We start from the raw sequence: 15,658 nt of genomic DNA, 5'->3' as shown, positions 1-15,658 counted from the left end.
CTAACACTAACGCCAATTTTGAGATGACCGGGATCCTGTTAGGGCAAGAAGTCCGTAAACGTAAAACTCCTCAGGAGAAGATCGCCATTATCCAGCAGACGATGGAGCCGGGTATGAATGTCTCCCATGTCGCCCGCCTGCATGGTATCCAGCCCAGCCTGCTGTTTAAGTGGAAGAAGCAATATCAGGAAGGCAGCCTCACCGCCGTTGCGGCTGGAGAGGAAGTCGTTCCTGCTTCTGAGCTTACTGCTGCTCTGAAGCAGGTCCGGGAGCTTCAGCGCCTTCTGGGCAAGAAGACGATGGAAGTTGAGATCCTGAAAGAAGCCGTGGAGTACGGTCAGTCGCGAAAATGGATAGCGCACGCGCCCTTGTTGCCAAAGGACGGGGAATAGCCATGGTCAGCCGGACCATGGGCGTGTCGCGTGCGCAACTGTCACTGCGGATTAACCGTTCTGCCGACTGGCAGGACAGGCGCTGTAACCGGCGTAATGAAGAAGCAGACGCAGAAATACTGTCGGCTATCCTCAACATTATCAGCGATATGCCGAGTTATGGTTATCGACGCGTGTGGGGCATCCTGCGCAAGCAACGTCGCACAGAGGGACAGCCACCTGTGAATGCCAAACGGCTTTACAGGATAATGAGCGAGCCCTGTGTAGTACGCCGTCTGCGTTTCTCCGGCCCTAAGACATCAATCATCTGTTCTCCAATGACTAGTCTAAAAACTAGTATTAAGACTATCACTTATTTAAGTGATATTGGTTGTCTGGAGATTCAGGGGCCAGTCTAAAAACAGCACAATGCATCTTTCTGGGCCGTCAGTCAGGGATATGCTTATTCGTTACGCAGAGGAAAATGATGTCGATTTGATAATCATGGGGTCTACGGCCATTCCAGATTGCGGCGATTCTTAATCGGTAGCCATACCGCTGGAATGCTGCAAAATACCTCACAACCGCTTCTGATCATCCGTTAGCACTGATTTTTTATATAAAAATGGGCGAGTTCTTCTCGCCCTTCATCACCAGACCGCATTTATTTCAGTCTGTTACCTGCATCATCAACGACTTTTTCACCGTCTTCCTTGGTGAAAGCCGCTTTCTGGGCATCAGGAAGGATATCCAGAACCACCTCCGAAGGACGGCAAAGTTTAGTTCCCAGTGGCGTCACTACAATCGGACGGTTAATCAGAATCGGATGTTGCAGCATAAAGTCGATGAGCTGGTCGTCAGTAAATTTATCTTCTGCAAGACCCAGTTCCTCATACGGCTCGACATTCTTACGAAGCAACGCCCGGACGGAAATGCCCATATCTGCAATTAGTTTGACCAGCTCATAGCGTGAAGGTGGAGTCTCAAGATAAAGAATAACGGTCGGTTCAGTACCGCTGTTGCGGATCATCTCTAGCGTATTACGCGACGTGCCGCAGGCTGGGTTGTGATAGATGGTAATGTTGCTCATATCAGTATCTCATTACAAAGTGATAGAGAGACGTAGCGCCAGCGCGGCCAGCGTTACAAACAGCACAGGCAGAGTCATGACGATCCCGGTGCGGAAATAGTATCCCCAGGTGATGGTCATGTTCTTCTGTGAAAGGACATGCAGCCAGAGCAGCGTTGCCAGGCTACCAATAGGTGTAATTTTCGGTCCCAGATCGCAGCCAATCACGTTGGCATAAATCATCGCCTCTTTGATAACGCCTGTTGCAGTGCTGCCATCAATAGAGAGAGCACCAACCAGCACGGTAGGCATATTGTTCATTATGGAAGACAGGAAAGCCGTCAGGAAGCCGGTACCAAACGTCGCTGCCCAAAGTCCTTTATCTGCCAGCACGTTCAGTACACCGGAGAGGTATTCTGTTAGTCCGGCATTACGCAGACCATAGACCACCAGATACATTCCCAAAGAGAATATGACGATCTGCCATGGCGCACCGCGAAGCACTTTGCCTGTGTTAATGGCATGGCCTCGCTTCGCCACCATAAACAGAATGACAGCCCCTACAGCAGCAATCGCGCTGACCGGGATACCCAACGGCTCAAGGACGAAAAAGCCAACCAGAAGAAGGCTCAACACTATCCAGCCGGTTCTGAAGGTTGCCAGATCTTTAATCGCTTTTGCCGGTGCTTTCAGGAGAGCCAGGTCGTAAGTCGGCGGAATATCTTCGCGGAAGAACAGATGCAGCATCACCAGCGTAGCGATAATAGCGGCAATATCCACCGGCACCATTACCGACGCATACTCAGTGAAGCCCAGTCCAAAGAAGTCCGCCGAGACGATATTCACCAGGTTCGACACGATAAGCGGCAGGCTGGCCGTATCGGCAATAAACCCGGCCGCCATGACGAATGCCAGCATGGTGCCTTTGCTGAACCCTAATGCCAGCAGCATGGCGATGACTATCGGCGTCAGAATAAGTGCCGCCCCATCGTTGGCAAACAGTGCCGCCACCGCTGCACCGAGCAGAACGATATACGTAAAGAGCAAACGGCCACGACCGTTACCCCAGCGCGAAACATGCAATGCCGCCCATTCGAAAAAGCCTGATTCATCAAGCAGCAGGCTGATAATAATCACGGCAATAAAGGTCGCCGTCGCGTTCCAGACAATATTCCACACCACCGGAATATCGCCCACATGCACAACGCCAGATATCAGAGCCAGTCCTGCGCCCAGCATTGCACTCCAGCCGATCCCTAATCCCTTTGGTTGCCAGATAACCAAAACAATGGTCAGGACAAAAATAGCGCCTGCCAGTAACATAAATCCTCCAGACAGGACTGCTCTGCCGCCCTGTGTATGCCAAAAAATTAAACTGCCAACTCTCTGAGTTTCTCGATGCCATTAGGCTCTGATGCCATTAGGGGTACTAACGCTATGCGCCTTGCATGCTGGTTCTTCACAGCCTCGATCTGAGGAAGTTCTTGTTGAGCACGCAGACACAGCAGTGGTGAATGAGTCTGTGCAATAGAGAGGCTGTTATTGATAATCCAGCCCCAGGGATGAATCCCCGCACGCTCAAGATCGGACTGCAGGTTTGCCGCTTCCAGTACCGGAGTGGTTTCAGGCAGAGTAACCAGCAGGACTTTGGTGCGTTCCGGGTCCTGAAGCTGCATCATCGGAGTGGTAAAATGAACTTTATTCCCCATCTTCTTAGCAATCTCACGGTGATAAGCCCCGGTAGCATCAAGCAGTAATAGCGTATGCCCGGTCGGTGCCGTATCCATGACCACAAACCGTTTGCCTGCTTCACGGATTACGCGTGAGAACGCCTGGAACACCGCAATCTCTTCTGTGCAAGGAGAACGTAAATCCTCTTCGAGCAGCCGCTTTCCGGCCTCATCAAGATCCCTGCCTTTCGTCTCCAGAACATGCTGACGATAGCGTTCGGTTTCATCTTGAGGGTTGATTCGGCTGACCTGCAGATTTTTGAGGCTGCCATTCAGCGTTGTACTGAGATGTGCAGCAGGATCTGAGGTGGTTAGATGCACATCAAAACCCTTATCCGCCAGACTGATGGCGATAGCCGCAGCCATTGTGGTTTTACCCACACCGCCTTTGCCCATCAGCATAATCAGACCGTGTTCACTGCGGGCGATATCATCGACCAGGACAGAGAACGACATATTCTCTGGTTTGTTTTGTATGCTTTGTTCAGGAAGCAATGCTATCTCAGCGTGTTCGTTGAGCAGGCCTTTCAATGCGGGCACACCAACCATGTTCAGCGGCTGAAGGTATAAGTTGTCTGTCGGCAAATCAGATAACCCGGTAGGAAGATTTGCCAGCGCCTCTTGCTCTCGTTGCCATATTACGGCGGCCAGTGCATCACGTTCTGCTTCGCTAGCTGGCAGAACACCGTTAATGACTAAATACTGATTTTTAAGGCCAATAGCTGATAATTCGTCATGAGTACGCCCGACTTCCTGTAGTGTTGATTTTTGCAATCGCGTGACCAGCACCAGGCGAGTTCGTTCAGGATCGGATAATGCTTCAACGGCATGAGCGTATTGTTCGCGTTGCTTTTCCAGCCCCGCCATCGGCCCAAGACAGGAGGCACCATCAGGGTTACTTTCAATGAAGCTGCTCCAGGCTCCGGGAAGCTGAAGAAGACGAATAGTGTGGCCGGTTGGGGCAGTATCAAAAATGATGTGATCGAAGCGGGTCAGCAGAGAAGTATCGGTCAGTAAGCCAGTAAACTCGTCGAACGCAGCAATCTCTGTCGTACAAGCTCCTGAAAGCTGTTCACTGATGCTGTTAACAACGTCATCAGGCAAAAGACCTTTAATAGGGGTCGTCTCAGAAAACGGAAAATAAAGCACGCTAAGCGTGCGTGGAGGCTGGCACCCAGCGGTACAGCGTCGGAATGGACACGCCGAGGTTCTTGGCCACGTCCTTGGGCGGCACCCCGCTGGCCAGCAGCTTCTTGGCCGACTCGATCTTGCTGTCGGTCATCTTCGGCTTGCGGCCGCCTTTGCGGCCGAGCTGCTTGGCGACTTCCAGCCCGGCGCGGGTGCGCTCGACGGTCAGCTCGCGCTCCATTTCGGCAAGGCTCGCCATGACGTGGAAGAAGAACCGCCCGGATGGTGTGCCGGTGTCGATGGAGTCGGTGAGGCTCCTGAACTGGACACCGTGCTTGTGCAGATCGCCGACCAGATCGACCAGTTGCTTGACCGACCGGCCCAGCCGGTCGAGCTTCCAGACGACCAAAGTATCGCCTTCGCGCAGCATTTCGAGCGTCTTGGCCAAGCCAGGCCGGTCTGCCCGCGTGCCACTCACCTTGTCCTCGAAGACCTTTTTACATCCGGCCTTGCTCAAGGCTTCGCGTTGCAGCTCCAGGTTCTGATCCTGCGTCGAGACGCGCGCATAGCCAATCAACATGGCTTGTCTCGCGCCCGGTCGATGCGTTCCTGCATCGCCTGCATCACTTCTTCGTGGGTGTACGATCTGGCGTTGGCGTCGGTGGCTTGCCGCAGGGCTTCCTCAACCTCGCGCGTCATCCGCTCGTAATCCTCCGGCCACAGCGCTTGCTCCATGCGCAGCGACGCCTGACCCAGCAGGTGCAGCAGGCTGAACAGCCGCATGTCGTTGGTGGCGACGATGCGCTCCCGAATCTGCTCCTGAATAGCTTCGCTAGCCCGATGCGCTTGTGGTGTGGCAGTCCCCTCGTAGTCAGCGGGGAATTCCGCTTCCTCGGCAATCCTTGCCCAGGCGCTGGCCAGCGCCTCGATGGTTGACGTGCTCATTTCCGCCGCTCCTGTGCTCTTTGGCGAATCAACCGGCCAAGGGGCCTCGACGCGAAAACCAGCAGCATCACGCCTATCGGATACCAGGTCGAGAAGACCACCAAGGCATCGAAGGCTGGCCGTCCGGTGTTGGTAGGCAGTACGGCGGTCACAGCCATCAACCCGCCGACCGTCCAGATGATGCGCCACACGTAGGGCATCACGCGGGGCACGTAGCCGTCATCGAAAGCGGTCTGGTAGTAGCGGCGCAGGCCGCGCTCGGCAAGCGCCTGGCGCTGCCGCTCCGACAGCGCATCCGTCCGGCCATACCAGCGCCGGAATGGTGGACAGCGCAGCAGCAAAGGGGTGAAGAGGATCATCACCGCCACGATCGCGACACCCCACGCCATGACGGCGCCGGCATCGGGCCGCTTGGCGTTCTCGATCACGGGCGCGAAGACGCCCGGAGCACCGATCATCCAGAACAGCGCAATGTGCTGATGGAAGGAGAGCTTCATTTGCTCATCCACTTGCGCAGCAGGCGCTTTTTCAGGGAGGCGCGTTCTTGCGGGTTGCGTCCCTTGTGATTGGCGATGCGATCCGCCGTGGCGGCCTGGCGCTTGACGGGCCAGTAGGAGCGGCCATCCTTGCCCATCGACCAGACGCTGCTGGCCTGGTTTTCCAGCAGGGGCAGATGGGCGCTCAGGGCTTCGGGCGACGCGCTGGTCAGCGCCGTGCGCTCACGGGTGCGCCAGCGCTGATGCCAGAGCTTCTTGTCCTCGCGCTCGCTGCCGCAGGTCGTGTGCCCGACGATGGGTGTTTTGCGGCGGCTGCGGCTCATAACGTAGTGGTCTCCAAGAACATTCAGGACTGATCCCAGGCGTCGATGGTCAAGACCTGATCGGCAGGACAGGCGGCTACGCGGTCGGGAACTGGATGGTGTTCAGTCTCATGCCGACCCCATTCGATTGATCGCGTCGCTTGCGGCACGCTGCGACGCAAGGAGGTTTGCGACCTGGTTTAGCAGCCGTGTCCGCTGCATGTCTGTTACCTATCTCCCCGACCGCTCATTGGACCAACTCCAGAGATTGGGCTCTATCGCTCAGCCAATACGAAACCGGCATTGGCTGATGCCACAACCGAGACTAACACAAATGGCTCGGTACCTGTATTTCGCGCCCCGTGCACTTGGCCCGGTCTTGCCACGGCTATCTCACCTTCCCTGAGGGCACGAACAATCCCATTGCCCTGAAAGTAATCAGCCATTCCCGACAAAACAGTCCACGTGTCTTGGCCGTGAGGATGAATGTGAGCCGCAATTTCCTGCCCGGGATGGACATGCCAAACCACGATAATTGAGTCTCGGGTTTCAAGCACAACGGAACGAATAGGCTCGCCTTCGGACGGCTGAACATACTCGGCTACAGAAAATATTCTCGATTCAACAGTCATCGGAGATCCCTCTTTCACAGTTGTCGTTACGGTCTTCATCGTCGGCATCCTGACGCACGGCGGGCAATTGCTGGAGCAACGCCGGCAGCCATTCCTGTACCGTCTCCCACACCACATCGAGGTTGATGTCGAAATAGCCGTGAGCCATGCGATTACGCATATTGCGCATGCTGCGCCACGGCACGTCGGCATGCGCCTGGGTGAACTCGACGTAGCCATCCATCACCTTTGTGGCCGCCTCGCCGATGACGATCAGGCTCATGATGACGGCCTGCTGGGTGCGCTTGTCGGCCAAGAAGTCGTCCTTGGCCATCCCTTCCACGAAGCTGCGCGCATCGGTTGCGGCCTGCTGAATGTGGTCGAGGTAATCGGGCAGGCGGTTCTCGCTCATATCGGTTGCGCCTCCGCGAGCACCTTGGCCCGGAACTTCGGCGGCAGGTCGCCGGGAGTCAGCAGATCGACGTCAACGCCGAGCAGCGATTTCAGTTCTTCTTCCAAATCGCCCAAGTCCAACAACGTGGCACCGGGCAGCGCATCGACCAACAGGTCGAGGTCGCTGCCATCCCGGTCGGTGCCATGCAGCACCGAGCCGAAGACGCGCGGGTTCGCGGCGCGAAAGCGGCCTACCGCTTCACGCACTGCGCTTCGCTTCATGTCAAGCACAACAGACGGTCGCATGCGCATCCTTTCTTATCGAAACTCGTTGAGATGATATGCAATCAAGAATAGAATTTCAAGAACTATTTTCGAGAATCGCAATGCCTTGATTCCCGTGCCGCGCCGGTTGCCTTGGCGGGCTTGTCACAAACCTACGTTTTCAAGAAGAAGGAAACCGCATGCCCCGCCGTTCGATCCTCTCCGCCGCCGAGCGCGAAAGCCTGCTGGCGTTGCCGGACACCAAGGATGAGTTGATCCGTCACTACACGTTCAGCGAAAGCGACCTCTCCATCATCCGGCAGCGGCGCGGCCCGGCCAATCGGCTGGGCTTCGCGGTGCAGCTCTGCTACCTGCGCTTTCCCGGCGTCATCCTTGGCGCTGATGAGCCACCGTTCCCGCCATTGCTGAGACTGGTCGCCAACCAGCTCAAGGTCGGCATCGAAAGCTGGGACGAGTACGGGCAGCGTGAGCAGACCCGACGCGAGCACCTGGTCGAGCTGCAAACGGTGTTCGGCTTCCAGCCGTTCACGATTGGCCACTACCGGCAGGCTGTCCAGTTGCTGACCGAGCTGGCCATGCAAACCGACAAGGGCATCGTGCTGGCCAGAGCCTTGATCGAGCACCTGCGGCGGCAGTCGGTCATTGTGCCCGCCCTCAACGCCGTCGAGCGGGCGAGCGCCGAAGCGATTACCCGCGCCAACCGGCGTCTCTACGACGCCTTGGCTGAGCCGCTGACGGACGTGCATCGCCGTCGCCTCGACGATCTGCTCAAGCGCCGCGACAACGGCAAGACGACGTGGCTGGCCTGGCTGCGGCAATCCCCGGTCAAACCGAACTCGCGGCACATGCTGGAACACATCGAACGCCTCAAGGCGTGGCAGGCGCTCGACCTGCCCTCCGGCATCGAGCGGCTGGTTCACCAGAACCGGCTGCTCAAGATCGCCCGCGAGGGCGGCCAGATGACGCCCGCCGACCTGGCGAAGTTCGAGCCGCAGCGGCGTTACGCGACCCTGGTGGCGCTCGCCATCGAGGGCATGGCCACCGTCACCGACGAAATCATCGACCTGCATGACCGCATCCTGGGCAAGCTGTTCAATGCCGCCAAGAACAAGCATCAGCAGCAGTTCCAGGCATCCGGCAAGGCGATCAATGCCAAGGTGCGGCTGTTCGGGCGCATCGGCCAGGCGCTGATCGAGGCCAAGCAAGCGGGCCGCGATCCGTTCGCCGCCATCGAGGCCGTCATGTCCTGGGATGCTTTCGCCGAGAGCGTCACCGAAGCGCAGCGGCTCGCGCAACCCGAGGACTTCGATTTCCTGCACCGCATCGGCGAGAGCTACGCCACGCTGCGCCGCTACGCGCCGGAATTTCTCGACGTGCTCAAGTTGCGGGCCGCGCCCGCCGCCAAGGACGTACTCGACGCCATCGAGGTGCTGCGCAGCATGAACAGCGACAACGCCCGCAAGGTGCCCACCGACGCGCCGACCGAGTTCATCAAGCCGCGCTGGCAGAAGCTGGTGATGACCGACACCGGCATCGACCGGCGCTACTACGAACTGTGCGCGCTGTCGGAGCTGAAGAACGCGCTGCGCTCCGGCGACATCTGGGTGCAAGGCTCGCGCCAGTTCAAGGACTTCGAGGACTACCTGGTGCCGCCCGCGAAATTCGCCAGCCTCAAGCAGGCCAGCGAATTGCCGCTGGCCGTGGCCACCGATTGCGACCAGTACCTGCATGACCGGCTGACGCTGCTGGAAACGCAGCTCGCCACCGTCAACCGCATGGCGCTGGCCAACGAGCTGCCGGACGCCATCATCACGGAGTCGGGCCTGAAGATCACGCCGCTCGATGCGGCGGTGCCCGATACCGCACAGGCCCTGATCGACCAGACGGCGATGATCCTACCGCACGTCAAGATCACCGAATTGCTGCTGGAGGTAGACGAATGGACGGGCTTCACCCGGCACTTCGCCCACCTGAAGTCAGGCGACCTGGCCAAGGACAAAAACCTGTTGCTGACCACGATCCTCGCCGACGCGATCAACCTGGGCCTGACCAAGATGGCGGAATCGTGCCCCGGCACGACCTACGCCAAGCTGGCCTGGCTGCAAGCCTGGCACATCCGCGACGAAACCTACGGGGCGGCACTGGCCGAGCTGGTCAACGCGCAGTTCCGACATCCCTTCGCCGAGCATTGGGGCGACGGCACCACGTCATCGTCGGACGGCCAGAACTTCCGCACCGGCAGCAAGGCCGAGAGCACCGGCCACATCAATCCGAAATACGGCAGCAGCCCAGGGCGGACGTTCTACACCCATATCTCCGACCAGTACGCGCCGTTCCACACCAAGGTCGTGAACGTCGGCGTGCGCGACTCGACCTACGTGCTCGACGGCCTGCTGTATCACGAATCCGACCTGCGGATCGAGGAGCACTACACCGACACGACAGGGTTCACGGACCACGTCTTCGCGTTGATGCACCTGCTGGGCTTCCGCTTCGCCCCGCGCATTCGTGACCTGGGCGACACCAAGCTCTACATCCCGAAGGGCGATGCCACCTACGAGGCGTTGAAACCGATGATCGGCGGCACGCTCAACATCAAGCACGTCCGCGCCCATTGGGATGAAATCCTGCGGATGGCCACCTCGATCAAGCAGGGCACGGCGACGGCCTCGCTGATGCTCAGGAAGCTTGGCAGCTACCCGCGCCAGAACGGCCTGGCCGTCGCCCTGCGTGAGCTGGGACGCATCGAGCGCACACTGTTCATCCTGGACTGGCTGCAAAGCGTCGAGCTGCGCCGCCGCGTGCATGCCGGGCTGAACAAAGGCGAGGCGCGCAACGCGCTGGCCCGCGCCGTGTTCTTCAACCGCCTGGGGGAAATCCGCGACCGCAGCTTCGAGCAGCAGCGCTACCGGGCCAGCGGCCTCAACCTGGTGACGGCGGCCATCGTGCTATGGAACACGGTCTATCTGGAGCGGGCCGCGAACGCCTTGCGTGGCCACGGTCAAGCCGTCGATGACGGCCTGTTGCAGTACCTGTCGCCGCTCGGCTGGGAGCACATCAACCTGACCGGCGATTACCTCTGGCGCAGCAGCGCCAAGATCGGCGCGGGCAAGTTCAGGCCGCTACGGCCGCTGCAACCGGCTTAGCGTGCTTTATTTTCCGTTTTCTGAGACGACCCCGGGTAAAACAGCTGTTCGGGGGTTCACTGACGCTGCGTGACTACGATGGTCAGGTTGCGGAGGCTATGGCCCTGGTACGAGCGCTGAACAAAATGACGAAAGCAGGTATGCCTGAAAGCGTGCGTATTGCCTGAAAACACAACCCGCTACGGGGGAGACTTACCCGAAATCTGATTTATTCAACAAAGCCTCATATTGGTTCAAATGAGTCATGTGGTTTATCACTCACATTTAATAAATATTGCTTTCTTCATTTATTCTAATATATGAAAAAGGCAGCCAGGTCATCATATTCAAGTGGCAGATGCACATCAAAGTCATGTCGAGGAATTTTGACAAAGCGCCGATTATAATCGTACACAGTAAAACATCCGCAGCCCCCAACTAGACATTAGCATTGAGCCTTTACAGTATTTGTCTAGCCAATGTTGAAATGTCGTGCTCAAAACAAGTCAGAGATGACGTCTGGGAGAATCTGGAAAATTCCTTCTTTAGTCTTAGTCAGGCCTGGAGGATGGTCGCGGATGCCAGGCTTTCTCAGTAATCATCAGTTTCCGAACGGTCTCTTTTGAAATCCGGACACTGTATTCTGTGGTCAGTATTCGCCAGATTGCTGTCGGATTCATACCCCGGCCGCGTGAGCGAATAAGCTGCAGGGCCTGGTCTCTGATGGTGGTGTTTAACTGATGGTTGCCGGGCTTTCCACGGCGCCGGCTGACCAGACCAGCTGGCCCCAGCTCACAATAGCGTTTAATCAGGCGGGAGCACTGACGACGGGTGAGCTCCATGGATTCCGCCACTTCTGCCAGCGTAATTTCCCGCGCCACATAGGCCTCAATCAAATCCAGGCGCAACGCTTCATGTAATGTCAGAAGCACTGGTTTTTTGTCGTCCATTTTTCTCTCATCATTCAGCCGTGTCAGATCTGCAGGTGAGGGAAGGGCTCATCGCTTCAGGCTGGGGACAAAATCCTGCGGGCTGGCCAGCACCGGATTGATCGCCCTTAGCTCTTCCAGTACGCGCTCCTGGGCACGCCTGCGGGGCATTTTTTTGCTGCGCATTCGCTTTCCTTCAGCCTCCAGCTCGTCCTGTTTCTGCTGCGCCAGTTTCAAAACGGCACCCAGTCGTTTGTTGTCAACAACCGCACCCTGATCAACGCAGGCGAGTTTATCGAAAATCTTATAGCCCAGTGGCCGGTGCAGATGCCGGAAAGCAATGCTTCCGTCAGGGTAATCATAAACGGTAATTTTTTCACCTGCTATGCGCGAATTTTGTTCAGTGGGTTCAATGATATACATCACTTTATCATACTGAAAAGTCAGTGCTTTCGATAAGGTCCGCAGCTCCTGCCAGGCGAAGATATCATTCAACTCCAGTGGACTCTGTGTGACCGGACGGTGCAGATCTTTAGGGTATTTTGCCGGCCGGGAGAAACGACGGTTAAAATCGGACATGAAATGTTCAATCCACTGATTGGCTTCAGCAACCGAGCTGATGTTCTGCAGGCGCATCTCTTTAATCAGGCGATCCTGGAGCGTTTTATTTACCCGTTCCACGCGACCTTTTGCCTGGCTGCTGTTGGCACAAATCAATTCGATCGCCAGTTCCCGGAGAGCCCGTCCGAACTGGGTTGTGCCGGTACGTCGGCTTTCCGGTCCGCTGACCCTGAACACCGCATGCTTGTCGCTGTAAAATGCGACAGGTTTACCATGTTTATCAATGTATTGCCGGGTAGCCATCATGTAGTCAAACGCGTTTTCTGAATCACAGAATCGCAGGTGCATCAGGCGACCGGTGGCATCATCCATGAAGACCAGAAGACAGCATTTTGGGGCTCTGCCTTCGAACCAGTCATGGTGAGAGCCATCGATCTGAACCAGTTCGCCGAGACAGTCGCGACGATAGCGTGGCTGGTAAACCCGGGTTCGCCGGCGGGAATGAGGACGCCAGAGACCTTCGGCTGTCATCCAGTTACGGACGGTTTCACCAGAGAGATGAATATGATGGCGTTCAGCCAGTTTTTCGGTTGCGAGCGTTGGGCCAAAATCTGAATAGTGGCACCGGATCAAATCCAGGGCTTTACAGCGTGTTTCTTCATCGATCCGGTTGTTTGCAGGACGTCCACGGCGGGAAGATGCAAACGCGGTTGCGCCATCTGTCCGGTACAGGCGCACAAGACGCTGCACCTGACGAACACTGAGTTCAAGAATATCTGCAGCGTCGCGCTGAAGCAAAGCCCGGTCAAATACTCGCTGAATGATGCCAAGCCGGTAAAGTTCTTTGTCTGTCATAGTCACCAACATAAGATCGCGGTCCTGTGCTGAGCAAAATGAAGGCTTAGCGTACACGACGCGTGTGAATTGTGCTGAGACGACAATAACGCTTTGTGCTGACAACCTTAGTGCGCTTAACAAAGATTATGTTAAATGTTGAAATAAATGATATGATAATCAATATGTTACGTCGGTGTCAGTCACTTCCCCACTCCAGTAACCAGTCATGGAAGTTTAAGGAACAGAGTCCGCTCATGAGTTTGTGATGCCTTAAATCCATGGTGAACATAGAAGCCTTTGGCTTCTTCAGTAAGCGCGTGAACCATTATCGCACGAACGCCAATATTCTCAGCTACGCGATAACAGCGTAGAACCGCATCGTGAAGTAAATCGGCGCCAACCCCTTTTACGTGCAATGAGATATCTACCGCCAGGCGAGCGAGTATAATCACCGGTATAGGATCTGGCATGTTACGCCGAAGACTACCTGTCGCTTCCGTATGGTTAACGCTACCGGTGGCCAGAGAGTAAAAACCAGCTACTTGCTTCGTACCCGTCTTGCAAACAACGAACGTTCGGGCAGCGCCAAGAGCCTGATTTTTTAAACCTCTCTGTTTTAGCCATTCATCGAGTACCGTTTCTCCACTGACGAACTCTGCCAGTTGATGGGCGCTGGATAACGGCTCGGGCGCTGTTATACATCCCACTGAGGTTTCCTTGCCAGTAGTTTATTAATGGCGGGCTCATCCTCGACTGGTGCATCGAGCATATCGATGAACTCTGCATACTGTTCGTCGTTAAAATTGAAAACACGGCGATCAAGGATCACGTTCTCCGCAGCCTTGCAGGCCATCTCAAGAATGAAGTCGGTTCGCGATTTATGAAGGATTTCTGCAGCGGCATCGATGAGTGCCCTCTGAGACTCTTTAGCTCTTAGGTTGAGTTGAACATCTGATTTCATACACACCTCTTTTGTATAGCGATTGCTATACAAGCATAACACAACACGAACGTATAGCAAATGCTATGCACCTCAAAGTGCCGAAAATGAGTTTTATATTAAATATCAACAGGTTGAAACATAACAGCAAGACTGGAAGCAACATTAAAGTGTATCCTCAACAATCCCACCATTAAGGTGAAAACACGGAATGTGGCCCCCAAGGTCTTTTCAGCAAAAGCCATCTCAAACTTCATTTCTATAGTCTGAAATCAAGATCGGCATTTTTGACCCTCTGATATGTTTCGTCATCTGGTGCGGCGGGTATTTTTGCTCGTGTAATCGCTGAAATGGCTGCTTTACACAATTTTGCATCACCCTCTTTTGCTGTCGCACTGTTCACTGAACCATCAGGCTGAAGAGAGATACGGATAGAGCAGGTTTGTCCTTTATGCGCATCGGGTTCATACATTTCGGCAACAATGGCATTCCTTATTTGTGTCGCATATCCGAGTATTTTTGAATGCTCCGGGGGAACTGTTGGAGATCGTAGGCCACCTAAAAGATCATCAACTTCCGCAGATTTATCGCTGTCGGGCATAACCCTGACGTTTGTTTTTTGAGTATGGTTTGAACAGGCAGTTATAAGTAGAAAAAGGGTGAGTATGGGCGCTGACAACACTCTTAAATACATGTTAAAACTCCTGTTTTCATCTCCAGGTGGCTTTGTTGAATAAATCGAACTTTTACTGAGTTGAAGGATCATATCACGCATCTTCCCGACAACGCAGACCGTTCCGTGGCAAAGCAAAAGTTCAAAATCACCAACTGGCCCACCTACAATAAAGCCCTCATCAACCGTGGCTCCATAACTTTCTGGCTGGATGATGAAGCTATTCAGGCCTGGTATGAGTCGGCAACGCCTTCATCACGGGGAAGACCTCAGCGCTATTCTGATCTCGCCATCACCACCGTTCTGGTCATTAAACGCGTGTTCAGGTTGACCCTGCGGGCTGCACAGGGTTTTATTGATTCCATTTTTACACTGATGAATGTTCCGTTGCGTTGCCCGGATTACACCAGTGTCAGCAAGCGAGCAAAGTCGGTTAATGTCAGTTTCAAAACGTTCACCCGAGGTGAAATCGCGCATATGGTGATTGATTCCACCGGGCTGAAGGTCTTTGGTGAAGGCGAATGGAAAGTCAAAAAGCATGGCCAGGAACGCCGCCGTATCTGGCGTAAGCTGCATCTCGCCGTTGACAGTAAAACACATGAAATCATCTGCGCTGACCTGTCGCTGAACAATGTGACGGACTCAGAAGCCTTCCCGGGTCTTATCCGGCAGACTCACAGAAAAATCAGGGCAGCATCGGCAGACGGCGCTTACGACACCCGGCTCTGTCACGATGAACTGCGGCGTAAGAAAATCAGCGCGCTTATCCCTCCCCGAAAAGGTGCGGGTTACTGGCCCGGTGAATATGCAGACCGTAACCGTGCAGTGGCTAATCAGCGAATGACCGGGAGTAATGCGCGGTGGAAATGGACAACAGATTACAACCGTCGCTCGATAGCGGAAACGGCGATGTACCGGGTAAAACAGCTGTTCGGGGGTTCACTGACGCTGCGTGACTACGATGGTCAGGTTGCGGAGGCTATGGCCCAGGTACGAGCGCTGAACAAAATGACGAAAGCAGGTATGCCTGAAAGCGTGCGTATTGCCTGAAAACACAACCCGCTACGGGGGAGACTTACCCGAAATCTGATTTATTCATAGATGGTCGCCTCCTGTTTGCCAAGCTAAATATGTTGTGGTGGCTTTACTGGTCATCGATTGCAGCCATAGATCCGGACTTTGCCGAGGTGATGTAAAATACCTCTGTCCCTGATGGAATACGCTGATGGAGGCCTCTATCAACAAAGCGCTCTTTCAGGAGC

Annotated in this window: 16 protein-coding genes and 3 pseudogenes; 4 read left to right on the top strand and 15 right to left on the bottom strand. The window is 55.3% G+C overall.

All coding sequences use genetic code 11. The features are described 5' to 3' along the window. Positions 1-23: 23 nt before the first annotated feature. Positions 24-649 (top strand): annotated as a pseudogene (locus EGY08_RS00220) (transposase); the annotation flags it as partial. Positions 650-1,035: 386 nt separating this feature from the next. Here EGY08_RS00220 and arsC read toward each other — a convergent pair. The 10 genes and pseudogenes from arsC to EGY08_RS00165 all read right to left on the bottom strand — a co-directional run bounded on the left by arsC (position 1,036) and on the right by EGY08_RS00165 (position 7,352). Further along, complete coding sequence (gene arsC / locus EGY08_RS00210) at positions 1,036-1,461, bottom strand: glutaredoxin-dependent arsenate reductase (protein ID WP_064352061.1); 426 nt, start codon at positions 1,459-1,461, stop codon at positions 1,036-1,038. Positions 1,462-1,473: 12 nt separating this feature from the next. Beyond that, positions 1,474-2,763: an arsenite efflux transporter membrane subunit ArsB gene (gene arsB / locus EGY08_RS00205; protein WP_064352060.1), complete on the bottom strand. Its 1,290-nt coding sequence runs from the start codon at positions 2,761-2,763 to the stop codon at positions 1,474-1,476. Between the two features lie 47 nt (positions 2,764-2,810). Then, positions 2,811-4,289: pseudogene (gene arsA, locus EGY08_RS00200) on the bottom strand (arsenical pump-driving ATPase); the annotation flags it as partial. A 31-nt stretch (positions 4,290-4,320) separates the two neighbouring features. Further along, a complete protein-coding gene (locus EGY08_RS00195; RefSeq protein WP_003100847.1) occupies positions 4,321-4,878 on the bottom strand; it encodes a recombinase family protein in 558 nt (185 codons plus the stop codon). Further along, entirely contained in the window at positions 4,872-5,243 is a 372-nt protein-coding gene (locus EGY08_RS00190; RefSeq protein ID WP_003100853.1) for a hypothetical protein, read from the bottom strand. Before EGY08_RS00190 ends, EGY08_RS00195 begins: the two co-directional genes overlap by 7 nt. Beyond that, entirely contained in the window at positions 5,240-5,740 is a 501-nt protein-coding gene (locus EGY08_RS00185) for a hypothetical protein (RefSeq protein WP_003100856.1), read from the bottom strand. Before EGY08_RS00185 ends, EGY08_RS00190 begins: the two co-directional genes overlap by 4 nt. Next, positions 5,737-6,063: a hypothetical protein gene (locus tag EGY08_RS00180; protein WP_003100858.1), complete on the bottom strand. Its 327-nt coding sequence runs from the start codon at positions 6,061-6,063 to the stop codon at positions 5,737-5,739. Before EGY08_RS00180 ends, EGY08_RS00185 begins: the two co-directional genes overlap by 4 nt. Positions 6,064-6,317: 254 nt before the next feature. Beyond that, positions 6,318-6,674, bottom strand: a complete 357-nt coding sequence (locus EGY08_RS00175; RefSeq protein ID WP_000215515.1) for a cupin domain-containing protein — start codon at positions 6,672-6,674, stop codon at positions 6,318-6,320. Continuing rightward, positions 6,664-7,065, bottom strand: a complete 402-nt coding sequence (locus EGY08_RS00170; RefSeq protein WP_001293886.1) for a DUF86 domain-containing protein — start codon at positions 7,063-7,065, stop codon at positions 6,664-6,666. The genes EGY08_RS00175 and EGY08_RS00170 overlap by 11 nt, the downstream gene beginning before the upstream one ends. Continuing rightward, positions 7,062-7,352, bottom strand: a complete 291-nt coding sequence (locus EGY08_RS00165) for a nucleotidyltransferase family protein (protein WP_001247892.1) — start codon at positions 7,350-7,352, stop codon at positions 7,062-7,064. Before EGY08_RS00165 ends, EGY08_RS00170 begins: the two co-directional genes overlap by 4 nt. 158 nt (positions 7,353-7,510) lie before the next feature. Here EGY08_RS00165 and EGY08_RS00160 point away from each other — a divergent pair, with 158 nt between their 5' ends. After that, a complete protein-coding gene (locus tag EGY08_RS00160) occupies positions 7,511-10,477 on the top strand; it encodes a Tn3-like element ISPa38 family transposase (RefSeq protein WP_064352063.1) in 2,967 nt (988 codons plus the stop codon). Positions 10,478-10,509: 32 nt separating this feature from the next. Continuing rightward, positions 10,510-10,644: pseudogene (locus tag EGY08_RS00155) on the top strand (IS5/IS1182 family transposase); the annotation flags it as partial. Positions 10,645-11,007: 363 nt separating this feature from the next. Here EGY08_RS00155 and EGY08_RS00150 read toward each other — a convergent pair. From EGY08_RS00150 to tolA, 5 genes are all read right to left on the bottom strand, one after another. Beyond that, entirely contained in the window at positions 11,008-11,406 is a 399-nt protein-coding gene (locus tag EGY08_RS00150; RefSeq protein WP_032422684.1) for a helix-turn-helix domain-containing protein, read from the bottom strand. A 48-nt stretch (positions 11,407-11,454) separates the two neighbouring features. Next, the gene (locus EGY08_RS00145) at positions 11,455-12,801 is read right to left on the bottom strand and encodes an ISNCY family transposase (RefSeq protein ID WP_077266289.1); all 1,347 of its coding nucleotides are present in this window, start codon (positions 12,799-12,801) and stop codon (positions 11,455-11,457) included. A gap of 206 nt (positions 12,802-13,007) precedes the next feature. Continuing rightward, positions 13,008-13,490: a GNAT family N-acetyltransferase gene (locus EGY08_RS00140; protein WP_009654334.1), complete on the bottom strand. Its 483-nt coding sequence runs from the start codon at positions 13,488-13,490 to the stop codon at positions 13,008-13,010. Further along, a complete protein-coding gene (locus tag EGY08_RS00135; RefSeq protein ID WP_003026799.1) occupies positions 13,478-13,744 on the bottom strand; it encodes a DUF1778 domain-containing protein in 267 nt (88 codons plus the stop codon). Before EGY08_RS00135 ends, EGY08_RS00140 begins: the two co-directional genes overlap by 13 nt. 238 nt (positions 13,745-13,982) lie before the next feature. Next, entirely contained in the window at positions 13,983-14,417 is a 435-nt protein-coding gene (gene tolA / locus EGY08_RS00130; protein WP_042928448.1) for a cell envelope integrity protein TolA, read from the bottom strand. Between the two features lie 60 nt (positions 14,418-14,477). Here tolA and EGY08_RS00125 point away from each other — a divergent pair, with 60 nt between their 5' ends. Then, the gene (locus EGY08_RS00125) at positions 14,478-15,446 is read left to right on the top strand and encodes an IS5 family transposase (protein ID WP_077267151.1); all 969 of its coding nucleotides are present in this window, start codon (positions 14,478-14,480) and stop codon (positions 15,444-15,446) included. The last annotated feature ends 212 nt before the right edge of the window (positions 15,447-15,658 follow it).

The organism is Klebsiella sp. FDAARGOS_511, from assembly GCF_003812845.1.
Classification (GTDB): domain Bacteria; phylum Pseudomonadota; class Gammaproteobacteria; order Enterobacterales; family Enterobacteriaceae; genus Klebsiella; species Klebsiella grimontii.
The sequence above is the reverse complement of the archived record's forward strand: the minus strand, read 5'-3'. Positions and strand labels throughout refer to the sequence as shown.